Origin of the sequence: Sphingomonas aliaeris (assembly GCF_016743815.1) — a bacterium.
Lineage (GTDB): Bacteria > Pseudomonadota > Alphaproteobacteria > Sphingomonadales > Sphingomonadaceae > Sphingomonas > Sphingomonas aliaeris.
In genome coordinates, this window is the sequence record NZ_CP061035.1 from 499698 (window position 1) to 517731 (window position 18034).

The following is an 18034-nucleotide window of genomic DNA, read 5'->3' on the forward strand; positions in this document are numbered from 1 at the left end:
GTATGAACCGCAAATCTCGAGCGCTGCCCGCGAGCCCGTTTCGCCGCTTCAACTCGTCGCCCGAAGTCATCCGCTTGGTTGTCATGATGTCTGTCCGTTTTCCGCTTTCGTTGCGGAACGTGGAAGACCTGCTGTTCGAACGAGGCATCGACATCTGCCACGAAACGGTACGCCAGTGGTGGAACAGGTTCGGCCCGATGTTTGTCGGCGACATCAGCCGGCAGTTCGTGTCGCTTATGCAAGGGTTCCGCCACTGGCAGTGGCACCTTGATGAGATGAAGCTGACGGCGAGATGGTTTACCTCTGGCACGCCGCCGATCACAAGGGAGAGATCCTCGAGAGCTACATCACGAACGCCCACGACAAGGATGCGGCACTGCGCTTCATGAAGAAGGCACTCAGGCGTCACGGCGCACCCGAAAAGATCACGACCGATGGTTTGCGAAGTTACGGTGCTGCAATGAATGAGCTGGGCAACGAAGACAAAAGGGAGGTCGGCCGCTGGACCGACAACCGGGTGGAAAACATCCTCCTGTGTTTCCGAAGGCGGAAGCGCGCAATGCTCCGATTCAGGCGAATGAAGACGCTACAGAAGTTCGCCAGGGTGCATGCCAACGTCCACAACCACTTCAATCACGAGCGCCACCTGATCGACCGCCAGACCTACAAGGAACGACGCTCAGCCGCACTGGCTGAGTGGAGCAAAATCGCGAGCTAAGCCGCTAGGCTCAAAGAACGACCTGCACCGTGTGAAGAGCGGTTCGCATTAGACTGACAGCACCGCCAATCAATCATAACAGTTTTCTAGCTTCGCCGTTCTTCGCGTGAAGCGGCTCGAAAGCGTGCGACTGTCCCCTTGTTCTGACCCAGGAGAAAGCCCGCCTGCGATTTATCTCGATGAACGGCACAAAACGGTCGAGGTATCGATCTCGGCCTGTAATGACCGACTGACGGGCCTTCGAGCGTTGCGCCCTTTACTGCTACGTCAATCTATCAGGAAAGATCGCCTCAAAATAATAGCGATTTGTGCGATTTGATTGCATCGTTATGTGGACGTCCTGAACAGCAGCTCCGGTCTTCTTGGGCTCGCGATCCGCGGGCGGGCGTGCGCGAGAAGCTGGTAACCGCTCTTGCCGGGCAAATCGCCGTGCAGTTGAGCGGCGGCAAGCACAAGCCATGGTCGCTGCGAGGTGAGCTCAAGTACCGCTTGATCATTGCAGCCGCGCTGGCGGCGCCGACAGCGGCAGCGGCCGCCAAGCGTGGTCGACCACTCTATCGATGAGGCCACGGCTGCCGTCCATGCCGCGGAGCAAGGCGTGCCGCTCTCCCCGATGCCGGACCGCGGTTCGGCGCGTGTCGCCGTGGTAATTGGGCCGGACGTCGATCACGATGTGATCCGTGCCGGCATCGCGTGCGGTGCGTGAAAGATCCGGAATCCACTGTCGGTCGAGGTTCAACGCTTCGCATCCGCGATGGATAGCGACGCAAGGACTGGCGGCCTCCGTTGACCTGTTGGTCAAGCTCGATCGCGCCGCCACGCTAGGCCGGTGCGTCAGCACCAGCGGGATGATGAGCGCTTTGCATTTACCGCGTCACGATCGTGGGAAGCGTGAAGGACCGAACCGAGGCCGAGCGTCCGCTGCGGATCGAACGTAAAGCCGTCGCGAAGGGGGTAGGTATCTGTGCGGGCTTACTTGCGGTACCGGCCTTGTTGGCCGTTCCGCAACCAAAGCATTCTTTGGAGAGGCCGCAAGGAAGACGTAAACGTCAGGAATGACCTTGAGGAAAACCCTCAACTCCAGACCGTGATTCCAAAAGCATTCTTTTGCGAGCCCCCGCCCCAATCAAGCCGGTCAGAATCTATGGTCGCATTTGCCCGTACAGGTGGTGGTTTCGCTTCAATGACGATTGGTGGGGCGGTTCGTGAATCGACGATCTACTGCACCGATCATCCGCCCCGCCCCACCGCTTACAGGCCGACGATGCCGCCATCGTCCTTCGTGATAACTACAGTCGCCGATCGCGGGCGCGACGGGGTGGTCGGGGTGCCGGACTGGCTGGCCGGCCAGCTGCTCGTGATGCTGCCGCCGTTGCCGTTTTCACCCGGATGCTGGATGTTGACGAACACCGACTTGCCGTCAGGCGTGGAATATATCCCGGTGATCTCGCATTCGCGCGGACCGACGAGGAACCGGCGCAACGCGGTGCCCGGTGCCTTGCCGACGCGGGTCGATTGCGTGGCCGAGGTGCCGCCGATCGTGTTGGTGATCGTGCGCGCACTGCCATCGCCGACCACGCCGGGGATCGCGGCGAGCATCATGCAGTTGGTCTGGTCGGTAAAGGCGCCGTCGTCGGTCTGAATCCAGAGGACAGGTGTGGTCTGGCCGGTCACGTTGCTCGGCAGGCCGAACCACAGGCCATCGGGCGATGAGAAGTCGTTTGTCGCATCAAGCCCCGACAGGTTGATGTTGGTGGCGTCCAGGTCGCTGCCTGCGCCAAAGGCGTAGATATCCCAGGTGAAGCTCGTCGCCTCGGACGTGTCGCCGGATTCGCGCAGGCGTATGACATGCCCGTTGGCATTACCATTGGTCGTTCCGGCCGAGACGTTCGGATTGGTCGCTGCAGCGCGCGGATCGCTATAGGCGCGTGGGTTGGCCGCATCGGTGGTGGCGACGGTACGCGAGCTGTTGTTGGTCAGCGTCAGGTACATCTCACCGGTCGCCGGATTGACTGCGGTCCATTCCGGCCGGTCCATCCGCGTCGCGCCCAGCGCATCGGCGGCGAGCCGGGTGTTGATCAGTACGTCTGCTTGATCGGCGAACGGATAAGTCGCGTTTCCGGCGTTAAGCGGCCCCTGTCCGAACACCAGGGGCAGCCACTGGCCCGAGCCGTCGGCATTCAGCTTTCCGACATACAGCGTGCCTGCATCGAGATACTTGTCGCCGATCGCGAGCCGATTGGCACTGCTTGCGTCGCCCGCAGCCCAGGTCGCGGACGATACGAACTTGTAGACATACTCGTTCTGCGCGTCGTCACCCATATAGAAAGCAGGACGCACGCCGGCGATCGTACGGCCGATGACGCAACCTTCGTGGTTCATCCGGCCGAGCGCAGTGCGTTTGCGCGGCACTGAGCTTGCGTCGAACGGATCGATCTCGACGACCCAGCCATATTGGAACGGCTCATGGCGGAAGTCCCCGCTGCCGTCGGCAGGGGCGGTCGTGGCGGCAGTGGCGTTCCACCGAGCGTAGAGCGTGCTGCTCGTGTCGGCTGGAGTGACGGTAGACCAGCCGTAATTTCCGGTGCGCCCCTCCGTGATACCATAGCGCGCCAGTGAAATGTTTTCCTTGGGCGTGCCTGCCGCAGTGCGCACAGCGGCGTCCCCGCTGGCGCGGCGAAAATAGCCGGCCCAATTCTCTTCGTTGGTGAGATACGTGTTCCACGGCATGGTGCCGTTCGCACAATTGTTGATCGTACCGCGCCCGACCGTTCCGTCGGCCGAAAAGCGCGTTTTGAGCTGTGCAGCGCCGCGTGCCGGGCCGTTGAAGACCATTGGTGTGTTCGGAGTGATGCGGCGGTTCAGGGCACCAGTGGGCAGGTAGCTCCAGGCACCAGCGCTGCGGCTGACCTCGATCACGGAAACGCCGTGGCACTCGATCTCCTTCTGCGCCTCGGCCTCGGGGCGGACACCGCCCACGCTCGTCGCGCCGCTGACGTGAAGATAGGCTTGAGTGATGTTCTCGTGGTTCATGACGAGCAGGCCGCGCGTGCTGTTCGTCGCATCGGGCGTATTGCCTGACGCGGACAGGCCAAAATAGGTCATGCCGTCGTGATGGTCGCCGGCGCGACGTGCATAATCCGTGTCGTTGCCGTTATTGGCGAAGGCCGGGACTCCCGAGGCGATCGGATCGCCCAACCGGTACAGAACCGTGGCGGTATATCCCGCCGGGACGGTAACGATATCGTCGCGGTTCTTCGCGACGGCGGCGAAGCCGATTGCTGCCGGGCTGACGGTGACGGTCGTGTCCGCACTGCTTGTAGTATTGCTTACGTTGTTCGCTGCGAAACGGAATACCAGGGGCGTCGCCGTGGCGACGCTGGGTGCGACGAACGTGGCACTGGTTGGGTTGAGAACGGTAAGCGTGACGGGCGGCCCACTAACCTGCGTCCAGGACGATCCAAGGCTGGTCCCATCGATCGTGCCCGTCAGGGTCACCGTCCGGCCGGATGTCGTCGCGGCATTGGCGCCCGCGCCAACGGTAACGGGCGGAGCTCCGTCCGCGTCGGATGATCCGCACGCCGATAGCAGCGCCCCGCCGAACACCGCGGTCGCGGCGGCGGAGATACCGCCGAACAATGTCTGGCGACGCGAATAACGCGACGCGATCAGCTCGTTCAGATGCGGATTTCCGCTCCGATTCGTGTCAATGTCGCCGTCGTCATAGTCGAGCGTGGCGTCGAACTGCGTCATGTCTGCATCCCCCGGATTGTCGCAAGGACCCTTGGCTGGGGAAGGCTACGCGCACGTGGCGGAACGGCGACGGTTGCACGACGATCTTGTGACGGTTTGGGGACGGGCTACGAGGCACATTCGGTCGTAAGTTGCATCTGTCCGGCCTGCTATGGACGCGGGGTTGGGAGATCATGGCAAGCCAGACCATCGCCCTTTTCGACGGTGAGAGCCGTCGATGCTCAAGTTAGGCGAATGGAAACGTTACAAAAGTTCGCCAGCGTACACGTTAACGTTTACAACCGCTTCGATCTCGAACGCCATCTTGTTGACCGTCAGACCTGCAAGGAACGCCTCTCAGCCGCTCCGGCTGAGTGGAGCATTGTCGCAAGCTAGGCGATCGCGCTCAAAGACCGAACTGGATCGTGTGAAGAGCGGTTCGCATTAGACTGACGGCACCTAAAGCCGGATGGACACGTTCCCGCTCAACGCCGTCATACCCAGCGCTGGTGATGTTTTTGGAAACAGGCAGGCCGAATAGACGCGCCGCCCGCCGTCGATGAATATTTCGACGAGATAGCCATCGAAATGGATGTCGAACGCGATCGTCTGCGTCATCGGCAAAGTGCAGGCGGTGGACCTTGCAAACGCCGGCGGCAGGCCCGTGGTGGAAGCGCGGCGGGCCCAAATCGAACCTGTTGGGCGGTCCACCTCGATGCTCAGAAGCACTTGGGTGTCGTCACTAAGGTCGAGGCGGAACCTGGCATCCGTGTCGCTCGTCAGCAATACGCGCTTTGCGGCGGGGGTGTCGAGCGTGAAGATCGGGATGGTTGCCCCGGGAATCGCCTGCGTTTCGGCAAGGGCTGCCGGCGGGGTGATCTGCTGTGCCGGACGCTGTCCGAGCCGAAGTCGTCCCTTTTCCTCGAAAAGGAAAAGGGTACGCGGCAGGGACTGTGCCCCGCGCCACGGGTCCGTCGGATAGTCCTTGCCTGTCTGGTGATTGGACATCCAGCCGATCCACAGGGGGCCGGGCCGGTCGGGCGGCAGATCCGACCAACTGACCGCGGCGTAGAAATCCGGCCCGAAATCGACGAGATCACCGTCCGGTGCGCCACGTTCCGGATCGACGACGAACTGCGTACCGTCGAAATCCCCGACGAAATATTGTGCACCCGATCCGCCGTCGACGAAATCGTTGTCGACATCGACCTTCAACACCCAATGGCTTTCGTCCGGGCGCCCGTCGATGGGCACGAGGAAGATGTCGGGGCATTCCCATTGACCACTGGTGGCGCCGGCGGGGCCGAATTCGCTCGCCAGCGTCCACGCAAGCAGATCGGTCGAGCGATAGAATTGCACCTTGTGTTCGCGGGGCAGCGCGACGGCCATTATCCACGCCGCGGTGTCGGCATGGAAGAAGACCTTGGGATCGCGGAAATGCTCCAAACCCAGATCGATGATCGGGTTGCCCGCATAGTGTTTGAATGTCCGCCCGCGATCCAGGCTGTAGGCGATATGCTGCGTCTGGCGCTTCGTCGCATCGTCATGAGCAGTGAAATAGGCCAGCATTGGGGGGACGGTGCCGTCGCCAAGTCCGCTCGTATCGTTCCAGTCGATCACGCAGCAGCCGGAAAAGATCATCTGGTCGGTTTCGGGAATGGCGACCGGCAGTTCGTCCCAGACCAGCAGATCGGTGCTGACGGCATGACCCCAGCTCATATGGCCCCAGCCGATCCCATGGGGATTGTACTGATAGAATAGATGATATTCGCCATCGAAATAGACGAGTCCGTTGGGATCGTTCATCCAGTTCTTGCGAGGCGTGAAATGATGGCGCGGGCGATAGCGTTCGCCGGATGCGGGAACGGCTTGGCTAGAATTAGGGCCAGGAATGGGGGTTTGCTGGTTCATCAGGGGATCCGTGAGAAAATGACTGTCGGGGGCAGGTCAGCCGTGGATCGGGCTCAGCGCCTGCCCGTCGGCATGAAACAGATGCGTTTGTGCGGCGTCGAAGGCGAAGCCGACGTGATCGCCGCTGGCTACATGACCGTCGCGCTCCGTTAGCCGTACGGCGACGGTGCCGTCGGATCCGGGCAGGTCCAGAAAGGCGAACGTATCCGCCCCCAACCGTTCCAGCATGATGACCGTGCCAGACAGCAGCCCGTCGTCCGGTTCAACCAGATGGCAATGTTCAGGTCGGATGCCGAGCGTCATCGATTCGCCGGATGGTGGCGTATCAAGATGGAATGGCACCGTCACCGTGACCGTTGTGTCGGCGGGGCCAGGCAGCTCCACGGTCAGCCCGTCTGCCGATTGTGCAATGGCCATGACGCTCAGGAAGCCCATCGTCGGGGTGCCGATGAAGCCGGCAACGAAGCGGTTTGCGGGACGTCGATACAGATCGAGCGGTACGCCGACCTGGCGGATCACGCCGCCTTCCAGCACGACTATCCGATCCGCCAGCGTCATCGCCTCGACCTGGTCGTGAGTGACGTAGACGACCGTGTTCTGCAACCGCTGGTGCAGGCGCCCGATTTCCATGCGCATCTGGATGCGCAGCGCGGCGTCGAGGTTGGACAGCGGCTCGTCGAACAGGAAGGCGTTAGGCTTGCGGACGATGGCGCGGCCGATCGCGACCCGCTGGCGCTGACCACCCGACAATTGGCTGGGCTTGGCGTCGCGCAGCGATTCCAGCTGCAGGATCCGGAGCGCCTCGTCGACGCGCTGCTCGCGCTCGGCGCGCGGCTTCTTCGCGAGTTTGAGGCCGAATCCTATATTCTCGGCGACCGTCATGTGCGGGTAGAGCGCATAGGACTGGAACACCATGCCGATGCGCCGCCGTGCCGGATCCCAGTCGTTCACGCGCTGATCGTCGAAATACAGGTCGCCGGAGCTGATCTCCTCCAGCCCGGCGATCATCCGCAACAGCGTGGATTTGCCGCATCCCGACGGGCCGACCAGTACGAGAAATTCGCTCGGCGCAACCGACAGGCTGACGCCCTTGATGATCTGTTTTCCGGCGTAATCCTTGCGGATATCGCGCAATTCAAGGGAAGCGGGCATATGGTCTCCTCAGCCCTTGACGCCGCTGCCCACCACGCTGCGGACGAACCAGAGCTGGAAGACGATGAAGGCAATCAGGACTGGAACGGTGATGACGGCGGCATAGGCCATGACTTCGCCCCAGGCGGTCGTGCGTCCGAAGAACTGCTGCATCCCGACCATCAGCGGTCGAGCGGCCATCCCCGGCACGGTCACGACCGGCCATAGATATTGGTTCCACATCGCCAGCGCCTGAAGGATGCTAACAGTGGCGAAGACGGGGGCCGACGATGGCAGGATAACGTGCCGATAAACCTGCAGCGGCGTGGCCCCGTCGACATAGGCGGCTTCGTCGAAGTCCTTCGGAATATCGCGGAAGAATTGATAGAACAGGAATATCGAGAATGCGTTGGACACGAATGGCACAATCTGCACGTACAGTGTGTCGAGCCAGGACCGGGTGAGCACCAGCCCGTCGGCAGTGAAGGCCAGCCCGGGCAATTTGGCGACGAGCAGCATCAGCGGCACCGTGATAGCCTCGAACGGCACGATCAGCAGGATGACGAGCACGGTCAGCGCCGCCTCCTTCCCGCGCCATTCGAGACGCGCGAGGCTGAAGGCGGCGAGGCTGTTGACGATCAGGCCGGTGCCCACCGTAAAGACGGTGATGAACACCGAATTGAACAGGAAATGACCGATATCGCCGCGTCCGAACACGTTCGCATAGTTTTCGGTCGTCAAGTCGCCCACCGGCAGAAGCGCGCGCATCGATTCGAGATCCGCGAAGATCGCGTCATTGCCCTTGAACGATGCGCTGAGCATGAAAAGGAACGGGAAGATGAAGATCATCCCGAGCAGCGCCATCAACGCATAGATTGCAAAGCGCAGCGCGACGAACCGGTACGTGCGGGGTGTCATCTGGACCACCGCCGCTGCAGTGCCTGCTGGATCAGGATGAGCCCTGCGATCAACACGAAATAGACCACCGACACGGTCGATCCGTAGGCGATATTCTCTTCCCGCACCCCGCGCTGGATCGCGTGGAACATGACGGTGGAGGTTGCGCCCTGCGGCCCGCCCTGCGTCATCACGTCGACCTGCGTAAATAGCCCCAGGGCGGCGATCGTCGTAACGATCATGACGAACGCGATGGTCTGGCGCAGACCCGGCAGCGTGACGTGGCGGAAGCGCTGCCATGCGGTTGCACCGTCGATGCGGGCGGCGTCGTACAGTTCCTGCGAGATGCCCTGCAGTCCCGCCAGGAAAATCAGCATCTGGAAACCGGCACCTTGCCACGCCGACATAATGACGATCGCCGGCATCGCGGTATGCGGGTTGCCGAGCCAGTCGATTCGTGGTGCGGAGCCGAAGCTGAGCAATGACAGTAGCGTATTGAAAAGGCCCAAATCGCGATCGAACAGGAACGCCCATACGATCGACACGACGACCATCGACATCACAACCGGCGAGAAATAGATCGCGCGAAACAGCGTCTGTCCACGCAGCCCGGCATTGACGAGCAAGGCGAGCGACAACGCCACGAAGCATTGCAACGGAACGACCATTGCTGCGAACGCGAAGGTGTTGATCAGCGCCCCCAGAAATGCCGGGTCTTTCGCGACGATCGCGATCCGCCGCCGGCCTACGAATATTTCGGTCATCGGACGATAATCGCGATAGGCTGGGTCGGTGCGCGTGATCGATCGGACGCGGTCGTAGGCCGGGCGACCATCGGGGCCGACGATCGTCTTCCCGATTGAGTCCGTTAACGGCGATTGGACGATATAGCTGACCGACAGCAGCCGTTGATAATTGCGCAGTCCGACGAACCGGCCGGCTTCGGGCGAAACGAGCCGCTGGTCGGTGAAAGTCAGCAGCAGCGCGAGGACGAACGGCACCACCACGAATACCAGCAGCCCGAGCAGCGCCGGCGCACCGAGCAGCATCGCCATGCGCGCGCCGCTCGTGCGTTTGCGTCCCGCGATCATCATCGGCCGGCACCCGAAACGGCGGGAGCCGGACCGGCGACGGAGAGGGGGGGCGGCGCGATATCCGCGATTGTCGGCGATCGACTGGTCGATCGCATCGGCGGCATCGTCTAGGGCATCCTGTGGATCGGCTCCATCCATGATGTCGCGCATCGCGCCGAAGAAGCTGGACGATATCATCGAAAAGGCCGGGGTCGCGGGGCGGGAGCGGGCGAAGCGCTGCATCAGATCGAAGAAGATTCGGCTTTTTCCGCCCGGACGGAAATCGACTGAGAGCGCGGCGCCCGCCTCGGTCACCGGCACCATTCCGGCCGCGTCCGCCATCGCGGCGATTTCGCGCGGCTGCATCATGAAGCGGATGAATTCGCCCGCCCCGGTCGGATGCGGGCAGGATCTGCTGACCGCCCATTGCCAGCTGCCACCGCCGATCACAGCGCCACGACCGAAATCGGGCGGGGGCAGGATCAGCAGATCGTCGCCGACCCGGGCGCGATAGTCCGGCGCCCACCAATTGCCGGTATAGGCCATTGCCGCGCGCCCCTTTACGAAGGCGTTCTCGTCCGGTTCTCGGCGATTGACATAGTCCGACACGAATAGCGACCGGAACCAGGTCGCGAACGCCTGCGCCTGCGGACCGTTCAGCGTACCATCCGCCCGCATGATCGTCCGGTCGATCAGATCGCCGCCGAATCCCTGCAGGATCGGGCTAAAGGCATAGGTCCACCAATCCGCCTTGGTATCGCGGGTCGAGAGGTCGAGCGGATAGGTATAGCGACCCGTTGCCTTCAGGCGCGCCAATATCCCGTCGAATTCCGGCAGCGTCCAGGGGCGGTCGAGCGTCGGCACGCGCGCGTCGATCGCAGCCAGTGCGGAGCGACGGGTGAACAGCGCGAGCGCGGCATCGAACTGTCCGACCGAATAGATGCGGCTCCGATATGTGCCCTTGCCCGATGCGCTGACCGGGGCCAGTGTTTCGGCCGGAACGAGATCGTCGATCGGGCGGATGTGGCCGCCCCAAACGAAGCTCGCCACCATCGGCTGGTCGACCGTCAACACGCACGGCATCCGCCCGGCCATCGATGCTGCAACGACCGACTGGCTGTACGCCCCCTGCGGCAGCGATTGCGCGGTGATGTGCCAGCGCGACTGCGATGCGTTGAAGCGGGCGATCGCCTCGGTGTTCGCGGCCTCCTCGGTCTCGCCAGCCTGATGTTTCCACAAGGCGAGTTCGGTCGGCCCGCTGGTGGCGGATGGCCGGGCGCATCCGCCGAGCGCCATTGCCAGCGCAATGGCGTACTTGATGCGGAAATCAGCGGTCATCGGCGCGCACGGTTCGTGCCAGCATCAACGCGCCGACCAGCCCTGGCGAGGGCTCGTTCAGCACTGGCGGAGCGATGAACGTGGCAGGATCCGCACTCCGGCGGTCCAGCGCATAGCCGGCCATCATCCGGTCGAACTGCGCGCGAACCCGGTCGTGCAGGCCAGGGCGTTCCATCACGCCGCCGCCGAGGACGATCCGGTCGGGTCGCACGCTGTAGGTCAAATTGACGCACAGGCACGCGGCATAGTGCGCCTGGTGGTCCCAGCCGGGATGATCGTCGGGAAGATTTTCGGCGGCCACGTCCCAGCGCTCGGCCATCGCAGGGCCGCAGGCGAGCCCTTCAAGGCAATCGTGATGATATGGGCAGGCGCCTGCGAAACCTTCGTCGCCCGGTGCGCGGGGAACGCGGATATGCCCCGCCTCGGGGCGGGATCCGTCAGTATCCATACGATGACGATCCGCATATCCGACCCCGATACCGGTGCCGATCGTGACATAGCACAACCGGTCCAGGCCGATACCGGCACCATTCCGCAGTTCGGCAAGGGCGGCGCATTGCACGTCGGTATCGATCGCCACGGGTGCGTCGATCATATTTGCGATCCGCCCCCCGCATATCGACGCCGGACCAGCCCGGTTTCGGCGTGGTGGTGAGGCATCCGTATCCGGAGGATACGGTGTCGAGATCCAGCGGTCCGAAGCTGGCGATCCCGCCAGCCTTGATCGGCCCATGAGAGGCCCGCTGTCCGGCGAAGAATGCCGCTATCTCCTCGAACGTTGCGTCTGGGGTTCGAGTGGTGAAGCGCGCCTGGGCAAGAACGTCACCGCTCGACGTAGCGACGGCGCACAGGATCTTTGTCCCGCCCGCCTCCACGCCTGCGATAAGGGATTCCGCTGCCGCCACCGAACCCGCCGTCAGAACCGGAAGTTGATTGCCATGCGACCCGTCCGTCCGAACAGGGGACGCGCGACGCCGCGATTGCCGATGCCGTTCGGCGCCTTCAGGTCGAAGAACAACGGATCGCCTTCGGTAAAGGACAATTGGTTCGTCAGGTTCGCGACATGGAACTGGATAGACAGTTTCCGGGTGATGTCGATCAACGCCCCGGCGTTGACGATGTAATAGGACGGGTACAGCGTGACGTTCTGATCCTGCGAATTCGAGTAGCGTTCCGATCGATATTCGTACTGGCCGAACAGCTTCACCGGCAATCCGGTGAGCGGCTTCAGATCCCAGCGCGGCTGGATATTCAGCGTCACCGTCGCCTGACGCCCCTCACGCCGGCCGTCCTGGCTGACGGTAGCATATTGATAGCTGTTCCCGACCTGATTCACGATCGTATAGCTCGATCCGTTGACGCGCGGATTCTGCAGGACGACGTTCGCTTTGATATCGAACCCCGGGACGAATTGCGGGCGCAGCATCACTTCCAGTTCCGCGCCGTAATTGGTTGTGCCCAGCGAATAAGGCTGGAACACGTTCGGGCAGGACGTGATCGTCGCCGTCGTCGCTACGGTGCCCCCGGCGGTGCATACCGGCGCGTTGATATCCTGATATATGTTGATCAGGGTGCGCGGCGTGAACTTGTTGTAGAAGCCCGTCGCCGACGCATCGAACCAGCGCGACTGGAAGCGAACGCCACCTTCATACTGGTCGATATGTTCGACCGGATCGGCCAGCGGCGCGGATTGTGCAAAGGCAACACCGTCGTTGAAGCTCGGCAGGCGGAACGATTGCGACGCCAAGGCATAGACCGCCAGATTGCGCTTCAACGCGTAGTTAGCGCCGACCGACCAGCCGTGACCGGAATAGCGTTCATCGAGATATTGTGCCGGCCCGAGCGTCTGTACCTGCGTATAGGCACGATTGCCGGTCGCCGCACCGCCCGGCAGGAAGCTGGTGCAGCAGACACGGTTCCGGAACGCCACGTTCAACTGCTCGGTCTCCCAACGGAAACCTGCATCGATACGTAGCCGGCGATCGAACAATTCCCAGTGATCCTGCACGAACCCGGCGAAATTCTCGGCCTTGCCCTTGGCCGCATTGCCGGCAAATCCGGGCAGATAGCTGCCGTTCAGCGACAGGGACTGGCCGACCTTGTTGCCGTTGCGATCGATGATGTACAAGTCGACCAGTTCGCTGGGTTCCGCCAGCGTCGTGATGGTAAGACTCTGCTGGAAATCGTAATCGTCTTTATTGTTGCTGTGATAGACGCCGAACGTCAGGTGATGATCACCCCATAGCGAGATGTCCTTCTGGATCTTCAGGTTCTGCGTCGCGCTCATCAGCTTGGATTTGACGATCCACGGGATCTGGAAGCTGAGGTTGCTGTTCGCCGCGATCGGCTGTCCGTCGCTGACGTTGAATGCGCCGATATAGCCGCCCGGTCCTCCGATCGTCTGGTTGGCGCCGTATTGCGCACGCAGCTGTTCGAAATTGCTGAATCCCGCATCGAGCAACGGCTGGCGGTACAGACGATTGAAGTCAGCGCCACTCAGCCCGTTGAAATAGGTCGCCAGGATATTGCGGTTGTAGAATGGCGCATTGTTCGGGGTGTTTTCCGCGACCTGGAAGTTGGCATCGAACGCCGGCTGCAGCACGTCGCCGATAAACCGGTTGGCCAGGAACGTCGAGGCGGGTGCGGCGTCGTTGCCGGCGAACAGCGCGTTGAACCCGCTGCTGCCCTTCGTATAGTTCGCGTCGAAATCGAACCGCCAGCCGGAATCCAGTTCCTTCGAGAATTTACCGGTGATCGTGGTAAATTTCGGACGAATGCCGTCGGCCAAATCCGCACGCGTGACGTTGCCGTCATTGTCAATCTGCGTGACGTAGCGGTTGGGTTTGGATAGCAGGCTGCCGTCCTGAAAGTTGATGCCGATCGGTTTTACGGTATCGCTGTCGATGCGGATCGGATTTTCCGGAGTGCCCGGCACGGTGAAGCCCGGCACTTCGATCGGCAAATTGTTGTAGACCGCGTTCCGGTCGTCCAGGCGCGACGCATACAGGCCGAAATTCGTCTTACCGTCGGTGCTGCTATACGTCAGGTTGCCGCGAATCTGTCCGCCCTTGTCGGCGGTGTAGCCGACATCGCGCAGGCCGTCAGAGGTGCGGAAGAAGCCGCCGACCGCGAAGTGCAGATTATCGTTGATCGGTCCGGAAACGAACACGTCGTTGCGCACGAAGCCGTAGGTCGCGAGTTCCAGCTTGTACCCGCCCTCGAACCGGTCGCCACCCGTCTTGGTGACATAGTTGACGATCGCGCCAAGGCCGTTCGAATACAGGATACCGCCGGGCCCGCCCTTCACCACTTCGACCCGATCGGTCATCAAGTCGTTGGAGAAAAAGACGTCGTTATTGGCGAAGGGAACGTCGGAATCCTGATAGACGGGCAGGCCGTCTATCAACTGCGGCGCGTAGCGGTATCCGCTGCTCGGCAGGCCGCGCACCGTGACATTGTTGCTGCGTTCGCCAGCCGTGCTGCCCTCCGCGAAGAAACCCGGAATGTTGTTAAGCAGGTCCGCGGTGCTGAGTGGAGCAAGCCGCTGGATATCCGCCTGATCCAGCGTATCGACCGTGAAGGTCGTGTCGAGTTTGCGCGTTTTCTGCACCACACCGGTCACGACGACTTCGCCCTGATCGGATTGATCGTCGGCCGACGGTCGATCAGGCGAGGACGGCGCGGCGGGAACTGCCTGCTGTGCCTGCGCGGACGACGCAGCGCTTACCGCGAGGGCGAGCGCCGACACGGAATAACGAACCAAATCGCGGGAAAACCGGTCTTTCATACTTCCTCCCATCGCCCTCTTCGTGGCGTGCCCTGCTTTTTAAAGCCTAATCGTGCCGAAAAACGGGTCGGCACAGCCTAGATGTCGCTCAAATTGTCGACGTCGTCAATTTAATAATGACAACGTCGACAATTTCGCTGACGGCTGGTCTGGCACTTGCGCCGCACGACCAATATCGATCTACCAGCAGCGGTCTGTCGGAGAATTTTGCGTGCAAACGATAAGGGATGTCGCCGCGATGGCGGGGGTGTCGGACAAGACCGTATCGCGGGTCGTGAACGGCGAGCCGAATGTCAGTGCGAAGACGCGCGAGCGGGTCGAGGAAGCCATTGCGGCGCTAGAGTACATCCCGAACATGGGCGCCAGACTGACCCGCACCAATCGATCCGGCGTGATCGGGCTGATTACCGACGTCGTTTCGACGACGCCGAATTCGGTCGACATCATCCGTGGGATCCAGGACCGGATATCGACCGAGAAGCAAAGCCTGCTGATCGCTAACACGTCAGGCACGCGTGAGGAGGAGCAGCGCGTCTGGCGCACGTTTCAGGAACACCGGATCGACGGCGTCCTGTTTGCCACGATGTATCACCGGCACATTACGTTCGACCCGCCGAAGCCCGCAATGCCGACGGTTCTGGTCAATTGCACCGCGGAGGGGCGCGACGACGTGCCTGCGGTCGTTCCGGACGATTATCAGGGCGGGCAGGCGGCGGCGGAATTCGCGCTCGACGCCGGCCATCGACGGATCGGGTTCGTCACGCTCAACCCCTTGATCCTCGCCGCTCGTTTGCGCGGGCAGGCGTTCGAAAAAACGATGCAAGAGCGCGGCGTGACGATCCGGCGTGACTGGATCCGGTCGGGCTATGCCGGCGGGGTGGGGGAGGAGCGGATCTGCGCGTTCGATGTCGCCCGCGACATTCTGTCCGCCCCCGCCGCCGACAGGCCCACTGTGTTACTTGCCGGGAATGACGAGATCGCGATGCAGTGCCTGTTTGCGGCGCATGCCCTGCACCTGCGCGTTCCGGACGATGTCGCCATCATCGGATTCGATGATTTCCAGAAGATATCCGCGCAGGTCTTCCCCCGCTGACCACGGTGGCCCTGCCATACTACGACATCGGCGTTCGTGCAGCGGATATGTTGCTCGGAATATTGGCGGGCACGGCAACGGATCCGGCGACCGAGCGGTTGGCTTGCCCGATCATCGTGCGCGGATCGGCGTAAACCGGGTCAGCCGTCCGGCGCCAGATCGGCGGTGAATTTGGCTGGACGCAGTGCCCAAGCCTGTACGGTGGCGGGCCCCGCACCGCCGATCACGCCGAAGCGCGTACTGTCCTTCTGCGTCGGATAGATGCGAAAGGACGCAGCGGCGGCGTCGTTGATGAATATGTCGACCACGGAATGATCGACGAAGACGTGAAACTTGCGCGGCGGCCCGAATGCGGTCGCGTCATAGGCTCCCGTGATAATCTTCGGTCCCTCGTCATCCGTGCCGAGCGTCGAACGCGACTTGTCCAGCGTAAGTGTCATCTTTGCCGGGTCGTAAACCAGTCGCGTGATTTCCCTGCCATCCGCCGATGCCGCAAGAAACACGCCGTACGGTGCGATCTGCTCGCCCGATCCGACATCCACTATGATTTCGGTGCTGCGGCCGAGATCGCCAGCTGGACGATCCGCGCCGCCCCCGTTCAGGGTTTGCGAGATCGCTTGCGCCGGGTTGCGCAAGGTCTCCAGCGCCGGAAGCGGAGATTGGCCAAGCGTCTTGCCGTCGGGCAACAGACGCCAGATGCGCGGCAGGCCGAACGTATGCGCCCAGCCTGCCCGTTTCTGCGCCTCGGTCGATCGGCGCTCGTCGACGATGCCGATGCCGACCAGATTACCCTGCGCATCCCGGTCGACCGTCGGGCTGAGATGTCCGGGCAGCACGTCCAGCATGTGCGGGCGCAGGTCATCAGGCTGGAACGTCTTCCCGTCCCAGCGCCCGATCCAATACACCGCACGCGTCGTCGGATCGCCATATTTGGTGACCGCGCCGCCGATCGGATTGGCGACAAGGATATGCTTGCCCTGTCCGAGCGCTTCGAACACCGGCATTTCCCAGATGTCGGAACCCACGTCCATCTTGTCGAACGGGGCAATGCGTGGCTGCTTCTTCCAGCATTTGATGTCGTCGATATCGGCGCAGCGGTAATAGGCGATGCCGCCGCCTTTGCCCGGCATCGCGGCACCGACGAACATGCGCCACTCATTGTCCTCCTGCCAGACATAGGGATCGCGGAAGTCGCGCAGTCCCTTCGCGTCGATTACGGGGCCGCGTTTGCGCCATGTACGCAAATCGCGATCGGCACTGATTGCGACGGATATTCCGGGATTATAAATCGGCGAGTGGTTGACGCTGGTATAAAAAGCGTAGGCGACGCCGCGCGGTCCGGTCACGACGTCGCCGGACCAGATGCCTTTCATGTCGAACCCGAATTCGGGGGTTTGTAGGGTCGGCCACAGCGCATCTGGAAGATACGTCCAGTCGACCAGATCGCGGCTCGCCATATGACCCCAATGCATTTCGGTCTTGTAGGGGCCGTTAGGCGTACGTTGGTAGAACATATGCCATTCACCGCCCCGTCGGATTAGCCCGTGCGGCTCGTTGGTCCAGTTGGCACTCGGCATTGCGTGGAAGACGGGGCGTTGTAGGTCGTCCGCAAAACGGGTCGCAGGGACGACGAGCGACCGGGTGACCGGCGGGGTCGCCGCGCTCGCGTCGATACGGATTGTGTCCGGCGATCGAGCACCGACGCTCACCCGAACATCGTCGAACGCGCCGTTCACGCCATTGACGCGAAATATGCCGAGCGTCGCGTCGCGCCAACTGCGCGCGACCTGAAATGAGACAGATGCAGGGCGGAGCGCCTTGCCCGCGCCGGTGGCGACACGGCCGACCTCGCGGCCGTCGAGATACAGTATCGCCGCCCCCGCCGCCGGATCGAACGTCGCCGCAATATGGGCCCAAGTTCCTACCGGAAAAGGCTCCGGCGCATTCACCTGCCGATTGCCGGCCGCCGTAGAGACGCGAAACCCCCATCGCCCGTAGCTGTCGACGAAGATGTCGAAGCCGGTATCCGTCGTCGCCTGCTGCATCAGCGCGGCCGGCCGGAGGCTGTTGACCGGTGCCTCGATGTCCGACGGTAGGCTTTCCAGCGCGACCCACCCTTCGATCGTAAAGCCGGCGTTCGGTGAAAGCTTCAGGCTGGTCGATAGCCAACTGGAGAATCCATCGCTGCGCCAGGCTAGTCCGCGTATACCGGGGACGAAATCCGGTTTCGTGAACTGCGTTTCGAATTTTACTTGAGAAGTGGAAGGTATGTTGGCAGCTGTGGCGGCGTCATCAAAGCTAAGATCGATCAGCACATTTTTTTCTGCAGCTTGCGCGATTGCACCCGGTGAAAA

Annotated in this window: 11 protein-coding genes and 2 pseudogenes; 3 read left to right on the forward strand and 10 right to left on the reverse strand. The window is 62.1% G+C overall.

Annotated features, from left to right (window positions below; translation table 11 throughout):
- The first annotated feature begins 2 nt into the window (after nt 1-2).
- Nucleotides 3-718: pseudogene (locus H5J25_RS21790) on the forward strand (IS6 family transposase).
- 493 nt (nt 719-1211) lie between these two features.
- Here the strand turns inward: H5J25_RS21790 and H5J25_RS02185 are convergent.
- From H5J25_RS02185 to H5J25_RS02220, 9 genes and pseudogenes are all read right to left on the reverse strand, one after another.
- The gene (locus H5J25_RS02185) at nt 1212-1457 is read right to left on the reverse strand and encodes a hypothetical protein (RefSeq protein ID WP_202094307.1); all 246 of its coding nucleotides are present in this window, start codon (nt 1455-1457) and stop codon (nt 1212-1214) included.
- A gap of 512 nt (nt 1458-1969) precedes the next feature.
- Nucleotides 1970-4471 carry a PhoX family protein gene (locus tag H5J25_RS02190; protein ID WP_202094309.1) on the reverse strand — a complete coding sequence of 834 codons (2502 nt, stop codon included), beginning with the start codon at nt 4469-4471 and terminating at the stop codon, nt 1970-1972.
- 438 nt (nt 4472-4909) lie between these two features.
- Nucleotides 4910-6361 carry a glycoside hydrolase family 32 protein gene (locus H5J25_RS02195; protein WP_225883289.1) on the reverse strand — a complete coding sequence of 484 codons (1452 nt, stop codon included), beginning with the start codon at nt 6359-6361 and terminating at the stop codon, nt 4910-4912.
- A 36-nt stretch (nt 6362-6397) separates the two neighbouring features.
- The gene (locus H5J25_RS02200; RefSeq protein WP_202094311.1) at nt 6398-7513 is read right to left on the reverse strand and encodes an ABC transporter ATP-binding protein; all 1116 of its coding nucleotides are present in this window, start codon (nt 7511-7513) and stop codon (nt 6398-6400) included.
- A 9-nt stretch (nt 7514-7522) separates the two neighbouring features.
- Nucleotides 7523-8410, reverse strand: a complete 888-nt coding sequence (locus H5J25_RS02205) for a carbohydrate ABC transporter permease (protein ID WP_202094312.1) — start codon at nt 8408-8410, stop codon at nt 7523-7525.
- A complete protein-coding gene (locus H5J25_RS02210) occupies nt 8407-10800 on the reverse strand; it encodes an extracellular solute-binding protein (RefSeq protein ID WP_202094313.1) in 2394 nt (797 codons plus the stop codon). Before H5J25_RS02210 ends, H5J25_RS02205 begins: the two co-directional genes overlap by 4 nt.
- A complete protein-coding gene (locus H5J25_RS02215; protein ID WP_202094314.1) occupies nt 10790-11395 on the reverse strand; it encodes an ROK family protein in 606 nt (201 codons plus the stop codon). The genes H5J25_RS02210 and H5J25_RS02215 overlap by 11 nt, the downstream gene beginning before the upstream one ends.
- A gap of 28 nt (nt 11396-11423) precedes the next feature.
- Nucleotides 11424-11705 (reverse strand): annotated as a pseudogene (locus H5J25_RS21500) (ROK family protein); the annotation flags it as partial.
- Nucleotides 11706-11716: 11 nt separating this feature from the next.
- The gene (locus H5J25_RS02220) at nt 11717-14548 is read right to left on the reverse strand and encodes a TonB-dependent receptor (protein ID WP_225883290.1); all 2832 of its coding nucleotides are present in this window, start codon (nt 14546-14548) and stop codon (nt 11717-11719) included.
- A 250-nt stretch (nt 14549-14798) separates the two neighbouring features.
- Between H5J25_RS02220 and H5J25_RS02225 the strand changes: the two genes are divergently transcribed.
- Nucleotides 14799-15680 (forward strand): LacI family DNA-binding transcriptional regulator, encoded by an 882-nt coding sequence (locus H5J25_RS02225; protein ID WP_202094317.1) that lies wholly within the window; start codon nt 14799-14801, stop codon nt 15678-15680.
- Nucleotides 15681-15727: 47 nt separating this feature from the next.
- Nucleotides 15728-15814 carry a hypothetical protein gene (locus H5J25_RS21505; RefSeq protein ID WP_404829603.1) on the forward strand — a complete coding sequence of 29 codons (87 nt, stop codon included), beginning with the start codon at nt 15728-15730 and terminating at the stop codon, nt 15812-15814.
- A gap of 6 nt (nt 15815-15820) precedes the next feature.
- Here H5J25_RS21505 and H5J25_RS02235 read toward each other — a convergent pair whose 3' ends face one another.
- Nucleotides 15821-17995 carry a LamG-like jellyroll fold domain-containing protein gene (locus tag H5J25_RS02235; RefSeq protein WP_202094321.1) on the reverse strand — a complete coding sequence of 725 codons (2175 nt, stop codon included), beginning with the start codon at nt 17993-17995 and terminating at the stop codon, nt 15821-15823.
- Nucleotides 17996-18034: the final 39 nt, after the last annotated feature.

What these genes read in the sequence shown, in the direction of transcription:
- H5J25_RS02205 (WP_202094312.1), bottom strand. Translation starts at nt 8,410, where the DNA reads ATGACACCCCGCACGTACCGGTTCGTCGCGCTGCGCTTTGCAATCTAT.
- H5J25_RS02200 (WP_202094311.1), bottom strand. Translation starts at nt 7,513, where the DNA reads ATGCCCGCTTCCCTTGAATTGCGCGATATCCGCAAGGATTACGCCGGA.
- H5J25_RS02210 (WP_202094313.1), bottom strand. Translation starts at nt 10,800, where the DNA reads ATGACCGCTGATTTCCGCATCAAGTACGCCATTGCGCTGGCAATGGCG.
- H5J25_RS02215 (WP_202094314.1), bottom strand. Translation starts at nt 11,395, where the DNA reads ATGATCGACGCACCCGTGGCGATCGATACCGACGTGCAATGCGCCGCC.
- H5J25_RS02195 (WP_225883289.1), bottom strand. Translation starts at nt 6,361, where the DNA reads ATGAACCAGCAAACCCCCATTCCTGGCCCTAATTCTAGCCAAGCCGTT.
- H5J25_RS02190 (WP_202094309.1), bottom strand. Translation starts at nt 4,471, where the DNA reads ATGACGCAGTTCGACGCCACGCTCGACTATGACGACGGCGACATTGAC.
- H5J25_RS21505 (WP_404829603.1), top strand. Translation starts at nt 15,728, where the DNA reads ATGTTGCTCGGAATATTGGCGGGCACGGCAACGGATCCGGCGACCGAG.